This window comes from Polymorphospora sp. NPDC051019, assembly GCF_040683055.1.
Classification (GTDB): domain Bacteria; phylum Actinomycetota; class Actinomycetes; order Mycobacteriales; family Micromonosporaceae; genus Polymorphospora; species Polymorphospora lycopeni.
The window spans coordinates 720,105-737,839 of record NZ_JBFBCH010000001.1 but is presented as its reverse complement, the minus strand read 5'-3'; the positions used below and the strand labels follow the sequence as shown (position 1 = coordinate 737,839).

15 protein-coding genes are annotated in these 17,735 nt (G+C 71.6%); 9 read left to right on the top strand and 6 right to left on the bottom strand.

The genetic code is table 11. From position 1 onward, the window contains the following. Positions 1-310: 310 nt before the first annotated feature. Entirely contained in the window at positions 311-1,513 is a 1,203-nt protein-coding gene (locus AB0M79_RS03255; protein ID WP_364207312.1) for a cytochrome P450, read from the top strand. A 97-nt stretch (positions 1,514-1,610) separates the two neighbouring features. After that, positions 1,611-3,116: an aminopeptidase P family protein gene (locus AB0M79_RS03250; protein ID WP_364207310.1), complete on the top strand. Its 1,506-nt coding sequence runs from the start codon at positions 1,611-1,613 to the stop codon at positions 3,114-3,116. 63 nt (positions 3,117-3,179) lie between these two features. On the opposite strand, the gene AB0M79_RS03245 is transcribed toward AB0M79_RS03250, so the two are convergent. Next, positions 3,180-4,565, bottom strand: a complete 1,386-nt coding sequence (locus AB0M79_RS03245; protein WP_364207308.1) for a hypothetical protein — start codon at positions 4,563-4,565, stop codon at positions 3,180-3,182. 4 nt (positions 4,566-4,569) lie between these two features. Next, on the bottom strand, positions 4,570-5,913 hold the full coding sequence (locus AB0M79_RS03240; protein WP_364207306.1) for an MFS transporter: 1,344 nt from the start codon (positions 5,911-5,913) through the stop codon (positions 4,570-4,572). A 1,038-nt stretch (positions 5,914-6,951) separates the two neighbouring features. Between AB0M79_RS03240 and AB0M79_RS03235 the strand changes: the two genes are divergently transcribed. The 6 genes from AB0M79_RS03235 (at position 6,952) to AB0M79_RS03210 (ending at position 12,897) form a co-directional block, all read left to right on the top strand. Then, entirely contained in the window at positions 6,952-7,881 is a 930-nt protein-coding gene (locus AB0M79_RS03235) for an acetaldehyde dehydrogenase (acetylating) (protein WP_364207304.1), read from the top strand. Beyond that, positions 7,878-8,903 (top strand): 4-hydroxy-2-oxovalerate aldolase, encoded by a 1,026-nt coding sequence (gene dmpG / locus AB0M79_RS03230; protein WP_364207302.1) that lies wholly within the window; start codon positions 7,878-7,880, stop codon positions 8,901-8,903. Before AB0M79_RS03235 ends, dmpG begins: the two co-directional genes overlap by 4 nt. 62 nt (positions 8,904-8,965) lie before the next feature. Then, entirely contained in the window at positions 8,966-9,775 is an 810-nt protein-coding gene (locus AB0M79_RS03225) for a cupin-like domain-containing protein (protein ID WP_364207611.1), read from the top strand. Then, on the top strand, positions 9,772-11,025 hold the full coding sequence (locus tag AB0M79_RS03220; protein ID WP_364207300.1) for an aminotransferase class I/II-fold pyridoxal phosphate-dependent enzyme: 1,254 nt from the start codon (positions 9,772-9,774) through the stop codon (positions 11,023-11,025). Before AB0M79_RS03225 ends, AB0M79_RS03220 begins: the two co-directional genes overlap by 4 nt. 58 nt (positions 11,026-11,083) lie before the next feature. Beyond that, on the top strand, positions 11,084-11,944 hold the full coding sequence (locus AB0M79_RS03215) for an aldolase/citrate lyase family protein (RefSeq protein WP_364207298.1): 861 nt from the start codon (positions 11,084-11,086) through the stop codon (positions 11,942-11,944). Further along, positions 11,941-12,897 carry an ornithine cyclodeaminase family protein gene (locus AB0M79_RS03210; protein WP_364207296.1) on the top strand — a complete coding sequence of 319 codons (957 nt, stop codon included), beginning with the start codon at positions 11,941-11,943 and terminating at the stop codon, positions 12,895-12,897. Before AB0M79_RS03215 ends, AB0M79_RS03210 begins: the two co-directional genes overlap by 4 nt. Positions 12,898-12,900: 3 nt before the next feature. Here AB0M79_RS03210 and AB0M79_RS03205 read toward each other — a convergent pair whose 3' ends face one another. After that, positions 12,901-13,392 (bottom strand): MaoC family dehydratase, encoded by a 492-nt coding sequence (locus tag AB0M79_RS03205; protein WP_364207294.1) that lies wholly within the window; start codon positions 13,390-13,392, stop codon positions 12,901-12,903. Positions 13,393-13,542: 150 nt separating this feature from the next. Here AB0M79_RS03205 and AB0M79_RS03200 point away from each other — a divergent pair, with 150 nt between their 5' ends. Beyond that, on the top strand, positions 13,543-14,904 hold the full coding sequence (locus tag AB0M79_RS03200) for a hypothetical protein (RefSeq protein ID WP_364207292.1): 1,362 nt from the start codon (positions 13,543-13,545) through the stop codon (positions 14,902-14,904). A gap of 10 nt (positions 14,905-14,914) precedes the next feature. Here the strand turns inward: AB0M79_RS03200 and AB0M79_RS03195 are convergent, their stop codons facing one another. From AB0M79_RS03195 to AB0M79_RS03185, 3 genes are all read right to left on the bottom strand, one after another. Continuing rightward, the gene (locus AB0M79_RS03195) at positions 14,915-15,673 is read right to left on the bottom strand and encodes a DUF4184 family protein (RefSeq protein WP_364207290.1); all 759 of its coding nucleotides are present in this window, start codon (positions 15,671-15,673) and stop codon (positions 14,915-14,917) included. 182 nt (positions 15,674-15,855) lie between these two features. After that, positions 15,856-16,395, bottom strand: a complete 540-nt coding sequence (locus tag AB0M79_RS03190) for a DUF1349 domain-containing protein (RefSeq protein WP_364207288.1) — start codon at positions 16,393-16,395, stop codon at positions 15,856-15,858. A gap of 127 nt (positions 16,396-16,522) precedes the next feature. Beyond that, a complete protein-coding gene (locus tag AB0M79_RS03185) occupies positions 16,523-17,707 on the bottom strand; it encodes a HEAT repeat domain-containing protein (protein WP_364207286.1) in 1,185 nt (394 codons plus the stop codon). Positions 17,708-17,735: the final 28 nt, after the last annotated feature.

Here is a 17,735-nt window from a genome sequence, read left to right as displayed (position 1 = left end):
CAAGCGCTGATTCGTGGCGGTAGGAGACCTGCGGCGGCCGTGGCGGGGGTCGTCTCATCGGCGTCGGCAACTGTGGTGTTCAGAGAGTGTGAACGCTAACTTCACCCAGGTCAATCCCTACGATCGAGTAAGAGTTCACGGTTGACACATTCCGGTAACCCAACTATGTTAACGCTCACATACTGTCGCTCGGTAAGTCGTACGCGGCCCGCGGGGCCTGCGACGCGGCCGTCGGAGGCGTGCCGTCCGACGGCATCGCGCGCGCGGCCGTCGAGGTGCACAGTGGACTGTCCTGCCAGGAGGGGGCGACGTGGCCGCCGAGTTCGGCATCTCGGAGTTGTGGGATCCGGTGGTTCGCCGCGATCCGCACGCCTTCTACGACCGGGTACGGGACAGTGGCGGGCCGGTGCTCCAGATCGACCCCAGCGGCGCCCGCTTCTGGGTGATCGCCGGCCACGCCGATGTCCTGGAAGGACTCCGTCATCCGGCGATCGGGCACGAGGTGCACCGGCACTTTCCCGGCAGCCGGCGGCCCGCGCCGCACGAACTGACGGAAGTGGCGCGACTCGAGGCCCGTCAGCTCATCAACCTCGACCCACCCGACCACACCCGCCTGCGGGGGCTGGTCAGCGGTGGCTTCACGGCACGGATGGTTGCCCGGTTGGAGCCGTGGATCGGTGACCTCGCCGATCGGCTGGTCGCGCGGGCCCGCGAGCGGGGAGACGTCGACGGGGTCGCCGACCTCGCCGATCCGGTGCCGGTCAACGTCATCGCCGAACTGGTCGGCATACCCGACGTCGACCGGTCGCGGTTCCGCGCCTGGTCCGCGGCGATCGTGTCGGCCAGCGCCGAAGGCCCGGCGGCCACCCTGGAGTTCGGGGCGTACCTCGACGAGCTGGCGGCCCGGCGCCGGGCCGACCCCGCCGACGACCTGATCTCGCAACTTGTGGCGATCGAGGACCGGGGAGACCGGCTCGACCGCGACGAACTGGTGGCACTGGTGCAGTTGCTGCTCGTCGCCGGTCAGGAGACGACCGTCGACCTCATCGTCAACGGGCTTCGTCTGCTGCTGACCCACCCCGACCAGTGGCGGGCGGTACGAGACGATCCGGCGCTGGCGGAGGCGGTGGTCGAGGAGACGCTGCGGTTCCGCGGGCCGGTCGAGATCGTGCCGCCACGGTTCGCCTTCGCCGACGTGGAGATGGCCGGCGGGCGGATCCCGGCGTTCGACCGGGTGGGGCTCTCGCTGTGGGGCGCCAACCGGGACCCCGCGGTGTTCGACCGGCCGCACGAGTTCGACATCCACCGCACCGACGTCCGGCGGCACATCGCCTTCGGGTACGGCATCCACTTCTGCCTCGGCGCCCACCTGGCCCGGCTGGAGAGCCGGATCATGTTCGAGCGGATCGCCCGGCACCTCCCCGATCTGCGTCTCGCGGTCGACCCCGCCGACCTCGACGGCTTCCGGCTGCACCGGAACGTGTTGCCGCTCCGGGTGGGACCACCCGGCTGACGCCGGCCCGGCGGTGCCGTGTCCGCGTCGTCACCGTCGGTGCGGGTGGCCTGGTCGCGGATCGGGAAACACCCGACCACGTGGCAGAATATCGACCATGACGAGCGACAAGCAGGTGAAGGCCAGCCACCGGAACACCCCGGGCAGCGACGCGTTCCGCGCGTTCATCGCTTCCGGGTGGGCCAGCCGGAGTACCGAACCCGTACCGCGCGCCGAGGTCGCGGACCACGCCGCCCGGCGCCGGGCGGCCGTGTCCGAGCGGTTCCCGGGCGAGCGTCTCGTCATCCCGGCCGGCGGCCTGAAAGTACGCAGCAACGACACGGACTACACGTTCCGGGCACACACCGCGTTCGCCTACCTGACCGGTCTCGGCGCGGACAGCGAGCCGGACAGTGTCCTGGTGCTCGACCCGAAGCCGGAGGGCGGCGGCCACGAGGCGATCCTGTTCTTCCGGCCCCTCGCCGCGCGCGACACCGAGGAGTTCTTCGCCGACGCCCGGTTCGGCGAGTTCTGGGTGGGGCCGCGTCCGACGATCCAGGACATCGAGTCCCGGTTGGGGGTCGGCGCCCGGCACATCGACTCGCTGCCGGACACGCTGGCCAAGGACGCCGGTGCGGTCCAGATACGGGTGGTGCGGGCGGCCGACGACCAGGTGGCCCGCCGGGTCGACGAGGTCCGTGCCGAGGCGGCGACGTCCGCCTCCGGGCCGACCGAGGCGGACGAGGAACTGGCCCGGTTCCTGTCCGGAATGCGGATCTGCAAGGACGAGTGGGAGATCGGCGAGATGCGCCGGGCCATCGCCGCCACCCACCAGGGCTTCGAGTCGATCATCGTCGGGCTGCCGGAGGCGGTCCGCAAGGGCCGCGGCGAGCGTTGGGTCGAGGGACTCTTCGGCCTGTACGCGCGGCACGAGGGCAACGGTGTCGGATACGAGTCGATCTGCGCGTCCGGGGACCACGCCAACACGATCCACTGGACGAAGAACACGGGGCAGGTGCGCGAGGGCGACCTGATGCTGATCGACGCCGGGGTGGAGCTGGACTCGCTCTACACCGCCGACATCACCCGGACTCTGCCGGTCAACGGCCGCTTCACCGAGGTCCAGCGCAAGATCTACGAGGCGGTCCTGGAGGCGCAGGAAGCCGGGATGGCGGCGGTGAAGCCGGGCAACAAGTTCAGCGACATCCACGCCGCCGCCAACCGGGTCATCGCCCGCAAGCTGCACGAGTGGGGCCTGCTGCCCGACGGCGTGACGCTGGAGCAGACGCTGGACCCCGAGAACGGCGGCTGGCATCGGCGCTGGATGGTCCACGGCACCTCCCACCACCTGGGCATGGACGTGCACGACTGCCAGATGCTGCTGCGTAAGGACTACATGGACGGCGAACTGAAGCCGGGCATGATCCTCACCGTCGAGCCGGGTCTCTACTTCAAGGCGGACGACCTGGTGGCGCCGGAGGAGTTCCGCGGCATCGGGGTCCGGATCGAGGACAACGTGCTCGTCACGCAGGACGGCCACGAAAACCTGTCGTCGGCGATGCCGCGCACGGCCGACGACGTCGAGGCGTGGATCGCCCGGGTGCAGTCCGGCGCGGACGAGTGACCACGTCCTGAACTGATTCGCCGGGCACCGGCGGTGCGGCCGCGCCGCCGGTGCCCGATCCGGTCAGCTCTCGTGGAAGGCGGACCCGACGGCCGCGCCGGCACCGAGGCTGACCACGCCGACCGCCGGGTCGGTGCTGCCGCGTACGAAGCATCCGGCGTATCCGTCCTCGCCGACGACGTCGACGTCGCCGAGGTAGATCCCCCAGTTGAGGTAGAGGTCCTGGGCGCCACCGGCGCCGTCCGGGAAGGGTTCGGCCGCCGGGCGGATGCGGCGTTGCAGCACGTACGGGCCGTCCATCGCCGCGGTGAGGTCGGCCTGCCACCGGGCCGGGTCGACCTGCCAGCCGGCGACGATCCCGCTGCCGCCGTGCAGCAGGGTCGGCTTCAGGACCAGGTCGTCGCGGTGCGCCACGGCGTAGCGGAGCAGGTCGACGTCGCTGCCGCCGGGGTCGGTGGTCCGTGGACGTACGTACCGCGTCCAGGGCAGGAGGCGGTCGACGCAGGCGAGTTCCGCGGCGTCGAACAGGGCACGGTGCCGGTCGTCGGAGAGCATGGCCAGCGTTGCCTTGTTGCCGTAGATCTCGGCGTCCAGCCGGCTGAACAGGCCGACCTTCCCCTGGTCGGCGGCTGCCAGGAGCGGTTCCAGTTCGGCCACGGACGCCGGATCGGCGAGGTCCTCGGCGAGGAAATACCGGTAGACGATGTCGACGGTCCGGCCCGCGACGGTGGGGCGGCCGTTCGGATAGGTCAGCTGGCCGGGGTGGCAGGCGATTCCCTCGATGCCGTGTTCGGCGAGCTTCGCGGCGAACACCCGTAGCCGGGGCCCGATGACGGCGAAGTTGTCCACGGTGTCCAGTACGGCGACGACCGGCGGCCGGCCGGCGGGGACCGCCGTGGCGCATTCGGCGAGCATCGTCCGCGCCATGCAGGCCAGCGTGTCGCGGTAGCCCAGCCGGTGCCGGGTCACGAACTCCCGCAGTGGGGCGAAGGTCAGCATGGCCCGGTTGAGGTCGGCGTTCTCGAAGCCGCCGAGCGCGCTCGTGATGTTGAATTCGAGCAGGCTGAACGCCGTACCGTCGTGGTAGAGGTCGGCGCGGCCGAGCGGGACGAGCGACCCGGTGCGGGCACTGCGGGTGATCAGCGCGGTCTGCTGGCCGCTCATGCCGACGGCCTCGGCCAGCGCGGCTAGGCTTCCCCCGAAGATCCGGTCCGGTAGCGAGCGCAGCAGGTCGTAGATGGTGCGCAGGTCACCGGCGACGGTGCGGCGCTCGGCGTCGCCGAGGAAGGCGGGGCCGGCCAGGAACCGGTCCCGGTATGCCAGCGTGAGGGCGGCGGATTCGCGGGCGGCGGCCGTCGGGTCGCCCGCGCCCGCGGCTCCGGCGAGGTGTTCCACGTAGGCGTGCCCCAGCGGTGACCGGTGCAGGTGGGGCGGGCGGGTGACGGTCATGGGGTTACCTTTCCGGCGTGGTGCGCGCGTTCGGCCCGGTGTCGGTGCTGTCCGGCCCGGCGGGTGTCCGGTCGTCGGCGGTGTGGGCGGGGCCGTCGTCCTGCCGGGCCTCCACGACGGTGGTGATCCACCGCCGGCGGGCGCCGCGGACCAGGATCACCGCGATGACCGTCATGACGATCGCGCCGGCGCCGAAGACGGCGGGGGTGCCGGCCTCGGCGGCGACGATGCCGCCGGCCGCCGCGCCGACGGGCAGCCCGCCCCAGGCGATCAGCCGGTAGACGCTGTTGGCGCGGCCGAGCAGGTGCCGGGGGACCAGGGTCTGGCGCAGGACCACCACGACGACGTTCCAGGTCACCGTCCCGCAGGCGAAGAGGGCGAGGGCGATGCCGGCCGCGTACGGCGAGGGCACGAGGGCCAGCACGGCTTCGCTGGAGGCGATCAGGGTGGCGGTGGCGACGAGTGCTCCCTCGCGGCCGAGCCGGTTGGTCAGCAGGGGGGCGATCCGGGAGGCGAGGACGGCTCCGACGGCCTGGCAGGAGAGCATGACGCCGTACCCGAACGGGCTCAGTTCGAGCACCTGGGTGCTGTGCACCACGAGTACGGCGAGCATGGCGCTGCCGGCGAGGTTGATCGTGCAGGAGAGCAGGGCGAGGTTGCGGAGCAGGTGGTGGCGCCACAGCCACTTCGCGCCGGCGAGCATCTGCGCCAGCACGCCGGTGGTGTCGCGCCGTTCGGCGGGCGGTCGGGTGCGGCGCATCCGGGCGAGGAGCAGGGCCGAGCACAGGAACGTGGCCGCGTCGACGCCGAACGGCAGGGCGACGGCGACGCCGAAGAGCAGGGCGCCGAAGAGCGGGCCGACGAAGCCGGTTCCGGCCTCCTGGGCGGCCATGATGCGGGCGTTGGCGGTGGACAGTCCGGACTCGGGGGCGACGAACGGGACGAGGACCTGTGCGGCGTTGCGGCAGAAGACCTCCCCGACGCCGAGCAGGAACATGCACACGTAGAGCAGCGGCAGCCCGCCCCAACCGCCGATGATCCCGGCGGTGAGCACGACGAGCAGGACGGCCCGGGCGAGGTCGACCCGGACCAGCGCCTTGCGGAGGTCGACGCGGTCGACGAGCAGGCCGGCGGGGATGCCGAACAGCACGAACGGGGCGGTGAACGCGACCGAGACGCCGCCGATGAGGCGGGGGTCGTCGGTGAGTTGGGCGGCCAGCAGGGGACCGGCGGCGATCGTGACGCCGTCGCCGATCGCGGAGACGGCGGCGGCGGACCACAGCTTGGAGAAGTCGGCGCCCAGCCGCTGGCGTCGTCCGGCGGCGGTGGGGGTGGCCAGTTTGGTCATGGCGTGGTGCTGGGGCGGGACCCGTCCGGTCCTGTGCTGCCTGGCGGGTGGTGTCCCTGACCAGCCCTGTCGCGGCACGGCCGACGATCCATCGTGTCCCCTTTCGTGCGGTGCGTACGTCGCGGCTTTGCCCGGACCACCGTCCGGAATGCACGTACGCACGAGTGTGATGAGGATAGTCGAAAGGATCGTGGCAGCATCGGTCACGCAGTGTCGCCGGCCGGCGGTGCGGCAACAGATCTTCGGGTTGACGGATCGGGTTTTGGTTTTGTATAGGCATCGTCCGGGACGGTGTGTGACGGTCGACAAAATGCTGGTGGGTGAGTCTGGTCGATGCTGGTTGGCGCCGCTTTGCGGCTGAGTGCCGGCGTAGTCCCGGGTGTCGGGTGTCCCGCTCTCGACTGTCCCGAGGGTGACCCAACACGCAGGTCCGATACCCGTAAATATCTGGTACCGTCGATGACGGCCGGCTGTTGAGGTTGATTGTCACGGATGGTTGTCACGGGTAGTTGTCACGGATAGTGGTCGCGGTTGGTTCTCGCGGTCGGTCGCTTCGTCACAGTGAGGTCCAGCATTGCTGGAGATGAATGCATCCGGGAGTGCTTTCGATTGCTGCTTGGGAATCTCTGAGATTAGTCATATGTCCGTTTGTTGCTTGATGGTGCGGCACGCGCGGCCGAATTGACCCTGTCGAATGGCGGTTTCCGGTCGCAACGCGATCCGTCAGCCGGCGGACCTTTCGTTTCTCGGCGACCCGTCGGCGGTCTGAGAGCCGCCGCATCACCGTGCCGCCCGCCGCTGTCGGTCCGACCTGGACGGGCGGCCCCGGCGGCCACCCGATGGACGGGTACCGGACCCCCTCCAGGCGCCACCACCGCCGGAATGCCGCCGGTCAGGAGTGGCCGGCGCGGATCGAATGGTGAGGACGACGTACATGAGAACCCGTGAACCGGACGCCGGGCGTCACCCGGCCGGTGTCCAGCGATTCCTCGCCCGGCATCCGCGGACCTGCCGACGCCGGCCCCACGGAGGCACGCCGTGAGCCTCACCCCGGATGTGACCACCCCCGGACCGGACCTCGTCGCGCCCGCCACCGTCGCCGTCATCGGCACCGGCGCCATCGGCCAGGACCTGATCAGCAAGATCGACCGGTCCCGGGCGCTGGACTGCCGCCTGGTCGCCGGCCGCAACCCGGACTCGGCGGGGCTGCGGCACGCCGAGCGGTTCGGCTATCCGGCCAGCGCGGCCGGGATCGACGCCATCCTGGCGGCGGAACGCCCGTTCGACATCGTCTCCGACGCCACCAACGCCGCCTCCCACCGGCACCACTGGCGAATGCTGGAGCCGCTGGGCACGCTGGTGGTCGACCTTACGCCCAGCGGGGTCGGGCAGATGGTGGTGCCGACCGTGACCGGGGTCGGGGTGGCGACCGGGCGCAACGTCAACCTGATCAGTTGCGGCGGTCAGGCGTCCGTCCCGATCGTGCACGCGCTGGCGACCAGGTTCCCCGCGACGTACATCGAGGTCGTCTCGACCGTGGCCAGCACCATCGCCGGCCGCGCGACCAGACTGAACCTCGACGAGTACGTGGCGACCACCGAGCACGCCGTCACCACGTACTCCGGGGTCCCGGCCGTCAAGGCGATCCTGAACATCAGCCCGGCCGTGCCGCCGGCGACGTTCCGTACGGCCGTGCACGCCCGGATACCCGGCGCCGATCCGGCGGCGATCCGGGCCACGGTCGACGAGGCCGCCGCCCGGGTGCGTTCCTTCGCCCCCGGCTACGCGGTCACCGCCTGCACCGTCGTCGACGACCGGGTCACGGTCGCCGTGCAGGTGCTGGCCCACAGCGACGTCCTGCCCCACTACGCCGGCAACCTCGACATCATCAACTCCGCCGCCGTCATGGTCGCCGAGCAGCACGCGGCGGCGACGGGCCGGACCGTCCGGGCGGAGGCGCACCGGTGAACGACGTACTCATCTACGACCCGACCCTGCGCGACGGTCAGCACGCGGTCCGTCACCAGCTCGGGGTCGACGCCATACGCCGGTACGCCGAGGCCGCCGACGCGGCCGGCATCCCGGTGGTCGAGGTCGGCCACGGCAACGGGCTGGGAGCCTCGTCGCTACAGGTCGGACTCGCCGCGGTCGGCGACGACGAAATGCTCTCCACGGTCCGCGAGGCCCTGCGGCACAGCCGGATGGGTGTCTTCATGCTGCCCGGCTGGGGCACCTCCACCGACCTGCGGCGGGCCATCGCCCGCGGCGCCGACGTCGTCCGGATCGGCGTGCACGCCACCGAGACGTCGCTCGCCGAACGGCACCTCGGCGTCCTGCGCGACGCCGGCGCCGAGGCGCACTGCGTGCTGATGATGAGCCACGTGGCCACCCCCGGGGAACTGGCCGAGCACGCCGCGCGGGCCGTCGGATACGGGGCACAGGCGGTGGGGATCATGGACTCGGCCGGCTGGTTCCTGCCCCCGGACGTCACCGCCCGGATCGCGGCGATCGGGTCGGCGGTCGACACGCCGGTGATCTTCCACGGGCACGACAACCTCGGCATGGCGGTCGCCAATTCCGTCGCCGCCGCCCAGGCCGGTGCCTCGATCATCGACGGCTGCGCCCGCGGCTTCGGTGCCGGGGCGGGCAACACCCAGCTCGAGGTGCTGGTGCCGGTCCTGGAACGCAGCGGCTTTTCGACCGGCATCGACCTCTACGCGCTGCTCGACGCCGCCGACCTGGCCGAGCGTGAACTCATGCCGGCCCCGCCGGTGACCGCGTCGATGACCATCGTCAGTGGCCTGGCCGGGGTGTTCTCCGGGTTCAAGCACCGGGTCGTCGAGCTGTCCGCCCGCGCCGGTGTCGACCCGCGCGACGTGTTCTTCGAACTCGGCAGACGGCAGGCCATCGCCGGCCAGGAGGACCTGATCGTGGACGTGGTGGCAGAGCTGAGCGCCCGTACCGGGCGCGTGGCGGCCCTTCAGAAGTAAGGACAGGCAACATGGAGAAATCGGATGCGGTAGCCGGGACGGCGGGAGTGCCGGTCACCCGGATGTCGTTCGACGAGTTCAACGCCGCCGGCCCCGGCGGCCTGTTCCGGGCCGATGTCCCGGTGGTGATCAAGCTGCCGGACAGCGTCCAGGGGCTGGGCCGCGAGGGGGTGGCGCAGCGGCTGGGCAACATGCTGGTCACCCTCTTCACCGAGCCGAGCGACAAGAACCACCCCGGACGCTGGGAGACCCGCGACATCCGGCTGCGCGAGTTCTTCGCCGACGAGACGTACATGACCAGCCCGGACACCTGGCACCGGATCGTGTCGAACATCCGCAACAGCCCCGCCGACGTCAACGCCGTCATCGGGTTCGACGCCGAGAAGTTCTTCGGGTACGGCCGCTCGCTGTACGCGGCCAACCTGTGGATCAGCCACCGCGGCGTGTTCACCAAAAGTCACTTCGACGAGTTCGAGAACTTCAACATTGCACTTGAGGGCCGCAAGCGGTTCATCATCGCCCCGCCCGGCTCCCGGGAGTACTACCCGCGGTCGGTGCTGCGCGGCTTCGGCGACAAGTCGCAGGTGTTCGACATGGACAACGTCGACACGCAGCGCTACCCGAGGCTGGTGCCCAAGCTCGCGCAGCGCCGCGACCTGATCCTGGAGGCCGGCGAGATGCTCTACCTGCCGCTGGGCTGGTGGCACCAGGCCGAGTCGCTGGACGAGGTCAACGTCAACGTCAACTTCTGGCTGAAGTCGGCGAAGATCTTCCGCCGGCCGCACGTGCTCGGCGTGGCGCTCTACACCTACGCGTACCGCAAGCTCACGCGCGTCTACCACTACAAGCCCACCGAGGTGCAGTCGTCATGAGCGAGCGCAAGACCATCACGCCCGCCCACCGGTACCGCAACAACGACAAGCTCGTCGGGATCGGGAACATGTTCTGGAACATGAGCGAGGAGCACGGGGTCGCCGGGATCGTCGGCGACCTGAACGACGGTGTGCTGCGTACCGCCGACGGGCACGAGTTCGTCAACTTCACCGTCTGCTCCTACCTGGACCTGGACACCCATCCGAAGGTCATCGACGGGGCGGTCGCCTCCCTGCGGCGCTTCGGCGTGCTGGACCACTGCATCCCGCGTACCCGGGTCCAGACACCGGTGCTGCTCGAACTGGAGGACTCGCTGGGCGAACTGTTCGGCGCCGAGGTCGTCACCGCGATCTCGACGGCGGCGGCCAGCACCGGTCTGCTGCCGCTGATCTCGTCCGGGCACCTCGGCAACGGTGTGCGGCCCCTGATGGTCTTCGACAAGAACGCCCACGTGTCGCTGGCCAACGCCAAGCCGGCCTGCGCCGACGAGACCGAGGTCGTCACCAGCCGCCACCACGACCTCGACTTCCTCGAGGACATGTGCCGCACCTACGAACGCGTCTGCTACGTCGTCGACGGGTCGGACAGCCTCGGCGGCTACGCCCCGGTCCGGGAACTGGCCGAGCTGCAGGACAAATACAACATGATGGTCTTCTACGACGACTCGCACTCGCTGTCGGCGTACGGGGAGCGGGGCATCGGCTACGTCCGCTCGCACTCGCCGGCGCTGGACCAGCGCACCGTCACCGTCGCGACGCTGAGCAAGGGCTTCGGGGCCGGCGGCACCGCGATCCTGATCGACGGTTATCCGAAGGAGACGCGGCGGATCATCGAACGCTTCGCCGGGCCGCTGGGCTACTCGCAGAAGATGAACGCCGCCGCGGTCGGGGCGGCGATGGCGTCCGCGGAGATCCACCGCACCGAGGAACTGACCGAGTTGCAGGAGCGGCTGTACGCCAACATCGCGCTGTTCGACTCGTTGCTGGCGACCGAACAGGCCGGCAGCACATACCCGATCCGGGTGGTGCCGATGAGCGACGAGACGGTGATCGAGGCGGCGCAGCGGGTCTTCGCGGCCGGCTTCTACGTCTCGCCGGTCTTCTTCCCGATCGTCGCCCGTGGCACGGCAGGGCTGAGGGCGATGCTGCGGGCCGGCCAGACCGAGGAGCAGATCCGGCAGCTGTGCGCGGTGCTCGTCGAGGCCGGCGCCCGGCCGGCCGCCGCCCGGCCCGAACCGGTGGCGCCATGACCGAGCGCAACAGATCCAGTGTTGGTCATGGGTCCGCCGAGCAGGGCGAGGTGGGCGCATGACCGAGCGCAGTGAGGTGGGGATTCCGCGGAGCATCCTCTACACCCCGGCGCTGTCGCTGGACCGGGTCGTCAAGGCGTGGAACTACGATGCCGACGTCCATCTGATCGACCTGGAGGACTCGGTGCCGCCGGCGGAGAAGCCGGCCGCGCGCACCGTGTGCCGGGACGCGCTGGAGAAGGCGCCCAAGCCGGCGAACATCGCGGTTCGGATGAACGAACTGCGCGGTGTCGCGGCGGTGCAGGACCTGGTCATGCTCACCGAGTCCCGGGTACGGCCCGGGATCGTCATGATGACGATGGTGACCGACGCGGCCGAGATCGAGGTGGTCCGCCGGATCCTGGCGTCGGCGGATGCGCACCCGGAGATCTACGTGACGGTCGAGACCGTGGAGGCGGTCGTCGACATCGACCCGATCGCGCGGGCGGCGGACGGCCTGGTTCTCGGCTCGGCCGACCTGGCCGCCACCCTCGGCGTCGGGATCACCTGGGAGGCGATGCTCGCCGCCCGGCAGGCGATGGCGCTGGCCTGTGCCCGCTACGGCATCGCGTGCATCGACACCGCCAACTTCCGGCTCACCGAGCCGGCGGTCCTGGCCGAGGAGACCGCCCGGATCCGGACCCTCGGCTTCCACGGCAAGGCGACGGTGCATCCCAGCGAACTCGCCGTCATCAACCAGGCGCTGCGGCCGAATCCCGACGACCTGCGCCTGGCCCGCCGGGTGACCCAGGCCGTCGGGGCGGCGGGCGGCGGGATCGCCGTACTCGACGGGAACATGGTGGGCCCGCCGTTCGCCCGTATGGCCCGCGACACCGTGGCCCGTGGCGACGCGTGGACCGCCCGGTTCGGTGCCGGATGACCGGCCCGGTGACGGTCACCGCGGCCGGCATGGCGGGCAGCCGCCGCCTGATCCGGGTGATCGACACACTGGGGGAGATGTTCGTCGACCTGGCCGCCGGCCGGACCCGGTCCCCGGCCCGGACGGTGCTCGAGCACGGTCCGCAGCGGGTGCTCCTGGTCAGCCCCGCGATCTGGGAGCAGCGCGGTGTCGGCAGCGTCAAGATCACAACGCTGACCCCGGACAACCCGGAGCGCGGGCTGCCGCTGATCCACGGCGTCGTCGCGTTGACCGACCTGACCACCGGGCAGATCACCGCCCTGCTGGACGGTGCCGAGTTGACCGCGATCCGCACCGGCGCGGTCGCCGCCCTGGCGACCCGCTGGTGCACCGCCGACGACGCCGACGATCTCGCCGTCATCGGTGCCGGGGTGCAGGCCCGCTCGCTGGTCCGCGCGGTCGCGGCGGTGCGTCGCATCCGTACCGTGCGGATCTTTTCCCGGACCCGGTCCCGGGCCGAGGAGTTCGCCGACGAGGTCCGCGACACCGCACCCCATCCGGTCCGGGTCGAGGTCTGCGACACGGCCCGGGCCGCCGTCCGGGACGCGCCGATCATCTGTACGGCGACGTCGACCAGTGCCGACAGACCCGTGCTGGCGGCGGACTGGGTGGCGTCCGGGGCGCACGTGAACGTCATCGGCGGCACGCATCCGGACGCGATCGAGGTCGAACCCGCCCTCCTCACCGACGCGGTCGTCGTCGTCGAGGACCGGACCGCGGCCCGTGACGGCGCCGGTGAGGTGCGGGCGGCCCTGGCCGCCGGGCTGATCCGTCCCGACGACCTGTGCGAGTTGGGTGCGCTGGTGACCGGCGAGGTCCGGGCCGGTGGCCGGACCTCGGTCCTGCGCACCGTCGGGATGGCGATCGAGGACACCGCCGCCGCGGTGGCGCTGCACGAGGCGGCCGGCGGATAGGGCTCAGGAGTGGTCGCGGCGGCGGACCATGAACGACCGTTCGAAGACGATGACGGTCTCACCGGTGGATTTCTCGCCGGTCGTCTCGACCGTGACGATGCCCAGGCCGGGCCGCGACCCGCTCAGCCGCTTGTGCAGGATCCGGCTGGTCGCGTAAAGGGTGTCGCCGACGAACACCGGGTCGCGCAGCCGGACCTTGTCCCAGCCGAGGTTCGCCACCGCCCGCGCCGACAGCGCCTGCACCGTCATCCCGCCGACCAGACACAGCGTGATCCCGCTGTTGACCAGGACGCGACCGTAGTCGGTGCCGCTGCCGTAGTGCTCGTCGAAGTGCAGCGGATGCTGGTTCATGGTCAGCAGGGTCAGCCAGGTGTTGTCGGTCTCGGAGATGGTGCGGCCCGGCCAGTGCCGGATCACCATGCCGGGCTCGAAGTCCTCGTAGTCGCCGCCGTGTTCCTCGCGGTATTCGTTGCCTCCCACATGACGCAGCGTCATGCACAACCCTCCGGGTTCCCGCGTCGAAGCGGCCCACGCCACATGAATGCTAGTCTATTGATCTTATCGTCCTGGATGGATCAGGCTCGTTCTGAACGGATCCGCTCGCCGGGCCGACCGGCCCCGCACACAGCCTCCGGGGAGCGTCACATGGCCACGTTCGACGACGCGCGCGCTACCCGGCCGGCCGGGCACCCGTGGTTCGGCAGCCACCGGCTGACCCCGGCCGCGCCGGCCGACACGATCCGCCGGATGCTGCGCCACGAACTGCGCGACACCGGCTGGCCCTACCAGCGGGTCCTGCCCGCCGCGCCGATGGCCATCCCGCGCGCCTCGTACGCCGAGGTGTTCCGGGCGTCCACCGCGCTGCTCGACCTGCTGCGCCGTACCGCCCTGGAAACCGCGCCCACCACCGAAGGCAGGCTCGCCGCCTACCGGATGCCGCCCACCGAGGACCGGCTGTGGATGTCCGACCCGTTCGTCGAGGAACGGTACGCCGACAGCGTCGTACGGCCGGACCTCGTCGTCGGCCCCGACGGGCCACGGATCCTGGAGTTCAACGTCAGCGGCGCGCTCGGCGGCGTACTCGAGACGCACTCCCGCCTCGAGGTGTGGCGCCGCCTGCACGCCGACGAACAGGGGCGCGTCCCCTACGGCTCCCCGGACCCGTTCGCCGTACGCGCCGACATGTTCCGGTCGTTGTGCGCCGAACTGGGGGTGGCGCCGCGGGTCGCCGTCGCCGGCAGTGCCCGCGTGCACGGCGTCGAGAGCCGCTATTTCCAGGTCGAGGCCGAACACTTCAACAGCCACGGGCTGACCGCGCGGTTCTTCGAGCCGGAGGAGCTGGTCGAGGCGTGGGACTGTGCGCCGCATCTGCGCTATCCCGTCGGGCTGCGTAACTTCACCATCCCGGACTGGCTCGACGCCGGCCTCGACACCTCCCCGGTCCAGGACGCGCTCGACCACGGCTGCCTGCTGGTCGGCACCCAGACGTCGACGTTCCTGCACAGCAAGCTGACCCTCGGCCTGCTGTCGGAGGGCCGGCCCTGGATGACCACGGCCGAGCGGACCCTCGTCGACAGATACCTGCCGTGGACCCGGGTTCTCACCGACCGCGGCACCACCCGCGACGGCCGCGACGTCGACCTGCTCCCGTACGTGGTGAGGCACCGGGAGGGGTTGGTGCTCAAGGCCGGCCTGGGGGAGAGCGGCAAGCAGGTCGTCCTCGGGCGCGACGTCGATCAGGCGGCGTGGGAGGCCGCCGTCGACGCGGCGGCCGACGGCACCAGCATCGTGCAGGAGTTCGTGGTGCCGCAGACGTGCCGGGTCACGCTGATCGCCGACGACGCGGACGAGCCGTACGACGCCGAGGTCGCCCCGGTGCTCGGGCCGCTGCTGTTCGGCGGCCGCCCCGCCGGCCTGTTCTGCCGGTTCTACGGCGACGGCTCGGCCGGGATCGTCAGTGTCCGGGCGGGCACCAGCAGTTCCGACAACTGCGTGGTGGCGGTCTGACCCGGTCGGGTCAGCGCGGGGCCGGGCCGTCGCGTCGGGCCAGCACGGCGTAGCCGGCGGCCAGGACGATGACGGCCGCCAGTCCGGCGCCGCCGCCGTTGGTGACGGCCAGGAACACCATTCGCCGCGGTGTCACGTCCTCGGTGAGGGCCAGGGCGGCTCCGATGACAGTGGTGAGCCCGATGGCCGTCCAGGCCGCCGCCACGAGCATCCGGCCGGCCGGCGGCCGCTGCCCGGTCGCGTTCCGGGGCGGTGCCGTACGCCACCACCGGAACAGCCAGATCGCCACGGCGACGGCACCGGCCACCGTGCTGGCGTACTGCGCCCAGCGGTAGCCGGCCATCCCGAGGTGCGGCTCGGCCAGCCAGCCGATGTGGGTGGCCCCCCACATCCCGTCGTGGGTGAACGAGTCCCACAGCACGTGGGTCGCCGCGCCGGCCGCCAGCGAGACGACAAGCATCGGCGCGAGGCGGACCGGCCGGGGCCGGGGCGTCGCGGGCCGGACCAGGCGCTCGCGCAACCGGGCCGGTGAGATCGCGGTCAGGAAGCGGGCGAGCAGGCCGTGCCACAGGGCGAATGCCAGCAGACCCAGCAGCACGTCGACGCCGAGGACGCCGGCGACCGAGTGGGTCAGCGTCGCCGACACCGGCAGCGGCAGGTAGTAGGGCAGGTCGGGAACCATGCTCCCGACCACCAGGGCGGACGGCACCAGCCACGCCACCCGCGCCAGCGGCAGCACGGCCGCGATGTGACTACCCGTGAACGGCACGCCATCTTCCCGTTCGTCGACGACGGTCTAGCGCCGGGACCTCGCGAAGGCGATCAGACCCGCCGCGACGGCGACCACGACGACAAGACACAACAGCGCGAGTACGTGCACCGGCCTGATCGCTCCCACGCGCGGACCCTAGCAACGCGACGGGCGTGCCGGCCAGCCCGCGTACCGGGTGGTCAGGAGCCGTCGCGGGGGTCGGTGAGGGTCGACGAGGTCACCGCGACGTCGGTGAAGGAGGTGGTCAGCCCGTCACCGGTCGGGGACTGGCTGCTCACCCCGACCCGGTGGCCGTCGACCGGGCCGAGCGTGAAGAGGCGGGCCAGCGACCAGCGGACCCCGTCCGCGGAGTGGTGGAAGGTGTAGACCTCGCCGACGCGGGAGACCCGCAGCCAGGTCTCGCCCGGCACCGGGACGGCGACGCCGTTCGCGTCGTCGGAGACACCACGGGTGACCACGGTGACGATGGTGTCCGCGCCCTCCGGGGAGCGTTCCAGGGCCAGCTTCGCCCACGTGTCCGGGCCACCGTGCACGAAGAGCGCCCCGGCGTCGAAGGTGGCCCGAAGCTGCGCTCGTACGCGTGCCCTCAGTTGGAAGTCCCCGTCCGGCGCGACCAGGCGCAGCGGTGCGCTGGCGGTCGCGGCCCCGGTGGCGGGATCGATGAACCAGTCGGTGCCGGCGTCCGCGCTGAGCGGTCCGGTCAGGCTTTCGATGTCCACGTCCATCTCCTCGGTATGGCCGTGCTGGCGGAGTTCCCGGACCGCCGGGATCCGAGGGGCCGCACGGCAGGATCGAGTATCGACGGCTGACGCTCCAGCGTCCAGAGTGGACGAAGTGGGCGGCGGCTCATCGGTCGGCGGGGCCGGCCAGGTGCTCCAGTTGGTTACCGGCGATCCGGCGTACGGTCTGGTCCGGGTCGTCGGCGTAGCGGTGGAGGATGTCCGCGGCGGCGTCGGGCGCGAGGTGCCGGACGGCGAGCGCGACCCGCTGCCGGACCGCCGGGTCCGGGTCGTTCGCCAGCCCGACCACGAGCGTGGCCAGGTGTGGCGATCGCTTGCCGGCACCGGCGAGCCCGCCGACGGTGGCCGCCCGCACCGCCGGCTCGCCGTCCTCCGCCAGGGTCGTCAGCGCGGGGATGACGCGCGGATCGGAGTCGACGGCCTTCGCGAGCGCGACGGCGGCCCGGGCCCGTACCTCCGGGTCGAGGTGGGCGGCGAGCGCCAACAGCGGGTCGACCGCGGCCGGCCCGCCGACCGAGCCGAGGGCGTTCCGGGCGGTGTCGCGGACGTGCCGGTCGGGGTCGCGGTGCAGCCGAAGCAGCGCGGGCGTCGCCTCGGCGCTGCCGATCTGCCCGAGGGCGTACGCGACCAGGGACCGTACCCGTGGTTCCCCGGCGGTGGCGAGCGCGGCCAGCGGGGCGACGGCGTCGACCCGGCCGGTGCCGCCGAGCCGGCTGATCGCCGATGTCCGGACCTGCTCGTCAGCGTCCCGGAGCGCGAGCACGAGAGTGCGGAACGCCCGGTCGTCGCCGGCGGGATCGTGGATCGAGCCGATCGCCATGGACCTGACCCGCGGGTCGGGGTCGGTCGCGGCGGCGGCCAGCAGTTCGGTGTCCCGCGCGTCGGTCAGGAAGCCGAGCGCCCACAGCCCTTCGCGGCGCAGCTCGGCGGTGTCCGCCCCGGCGAACTCGAGCACCGTCCGGCGGGCGGTGTCCGGATCGCCGTGCAGAAGTTCGATGATCTCGGTGCGCAGGCCGTCCTGGTCGTCGCCGAGGTCGCGGCCGGCGGCGCGCAGGAGGACCGGGAGCGCGGCGCCGCCCTGGATGCCGGCGAGGATGCCGGCGACCAGGTCACGGCCGTAGAAGTTCCTTTCGTCGAGGAACCGGTCGAGGGCTTCGTGCAACAGGGGTACGAGAGTGGTGTCCCCGGATTCGGTCAGCGCGGTGAGGGTCGGCTCGATGTCGTCGTAGTCGGCCTCCAGGTCGACCGCATGCCGGACCACGGCTGCCAACGACGCACGCCTGTCGATCATCCGGGCAGCCTGCCACAGCCGGCCGTCG

Bases quoted from the DNA above. Each gene is read 5' to 3' on its own strand.
- AB0M79_RS03250 (WP_364207310.1), top strand. From the start codon at position 1,611: ATGACGAGCGACAAGCAGGTGAAGGCCAGCCACCGGAACACCCCGGGC.
- AB0M79_RS03245 (WP_364207308.1), bottom strand. From the start codon at position 4,565: ATGACCGTCACCCGCCCGCCCCACCTGCACCGGTCACCGCTGGGGCAC.
- AB0M79_RS03240 (WP_364207306.1), bottom strand. From the start codon at position 5,913: ATGACCAAACTGGCCACCCCCACCGCCGCCGGACGACGCCAGCGGCTG.
- AB0M79_RS03225 (WP_364207611.1), top strand. From the start codon at position 8,966: ATGTCGTTCGACGAGTTCAACGCCGCCGGCCCCGGCGGCCTGTTCCGG.
- AB0M79_RS03220 (WP_364207300.1), top strand. From the start codon at position 9,772: ATGAGCGAGCGCAAGACCATCACGCCCGCCCACCGGTACCGCAACAAC.
- AB0M79_RS03215 (WP_364207298.1), top strand. From the start codon at position 11,084: ATGACCGAGCGCAGTGAGGTGGGGATTCCGCGGAGCATCCTCTACACC.
- AB0M79_RS03210 (WP_364207296.1), top strand. From the start codon at position 11,941: ATGACCGGCCCGGTGACGGTCACCGCGGCCGGCATGGCGGGCAGCCGC.
- AB0M79_RS03205 (WP_364207294.1), bottom strand. From the start codon at position 13,392: ATGACGCTGCGTCATGTGGGAGGCAACGAATACCGCGAGGAACACGGC.
- AB0M79_RS03200 (WP_364207292.1), top strand. From the start codon at position 13,543: ATGGCCACGTTCGACGACGCGCGCGCTACCCGGCCGGCCGGGCACCCG.
- AB0M79_RS03185 (WP_364207286.1), bottom strand. From the start codon at position 17,707: ATGATCGACAGGCGTGCGTCGTTGGCAGCCGTGGTCCGGCATGCGGTC.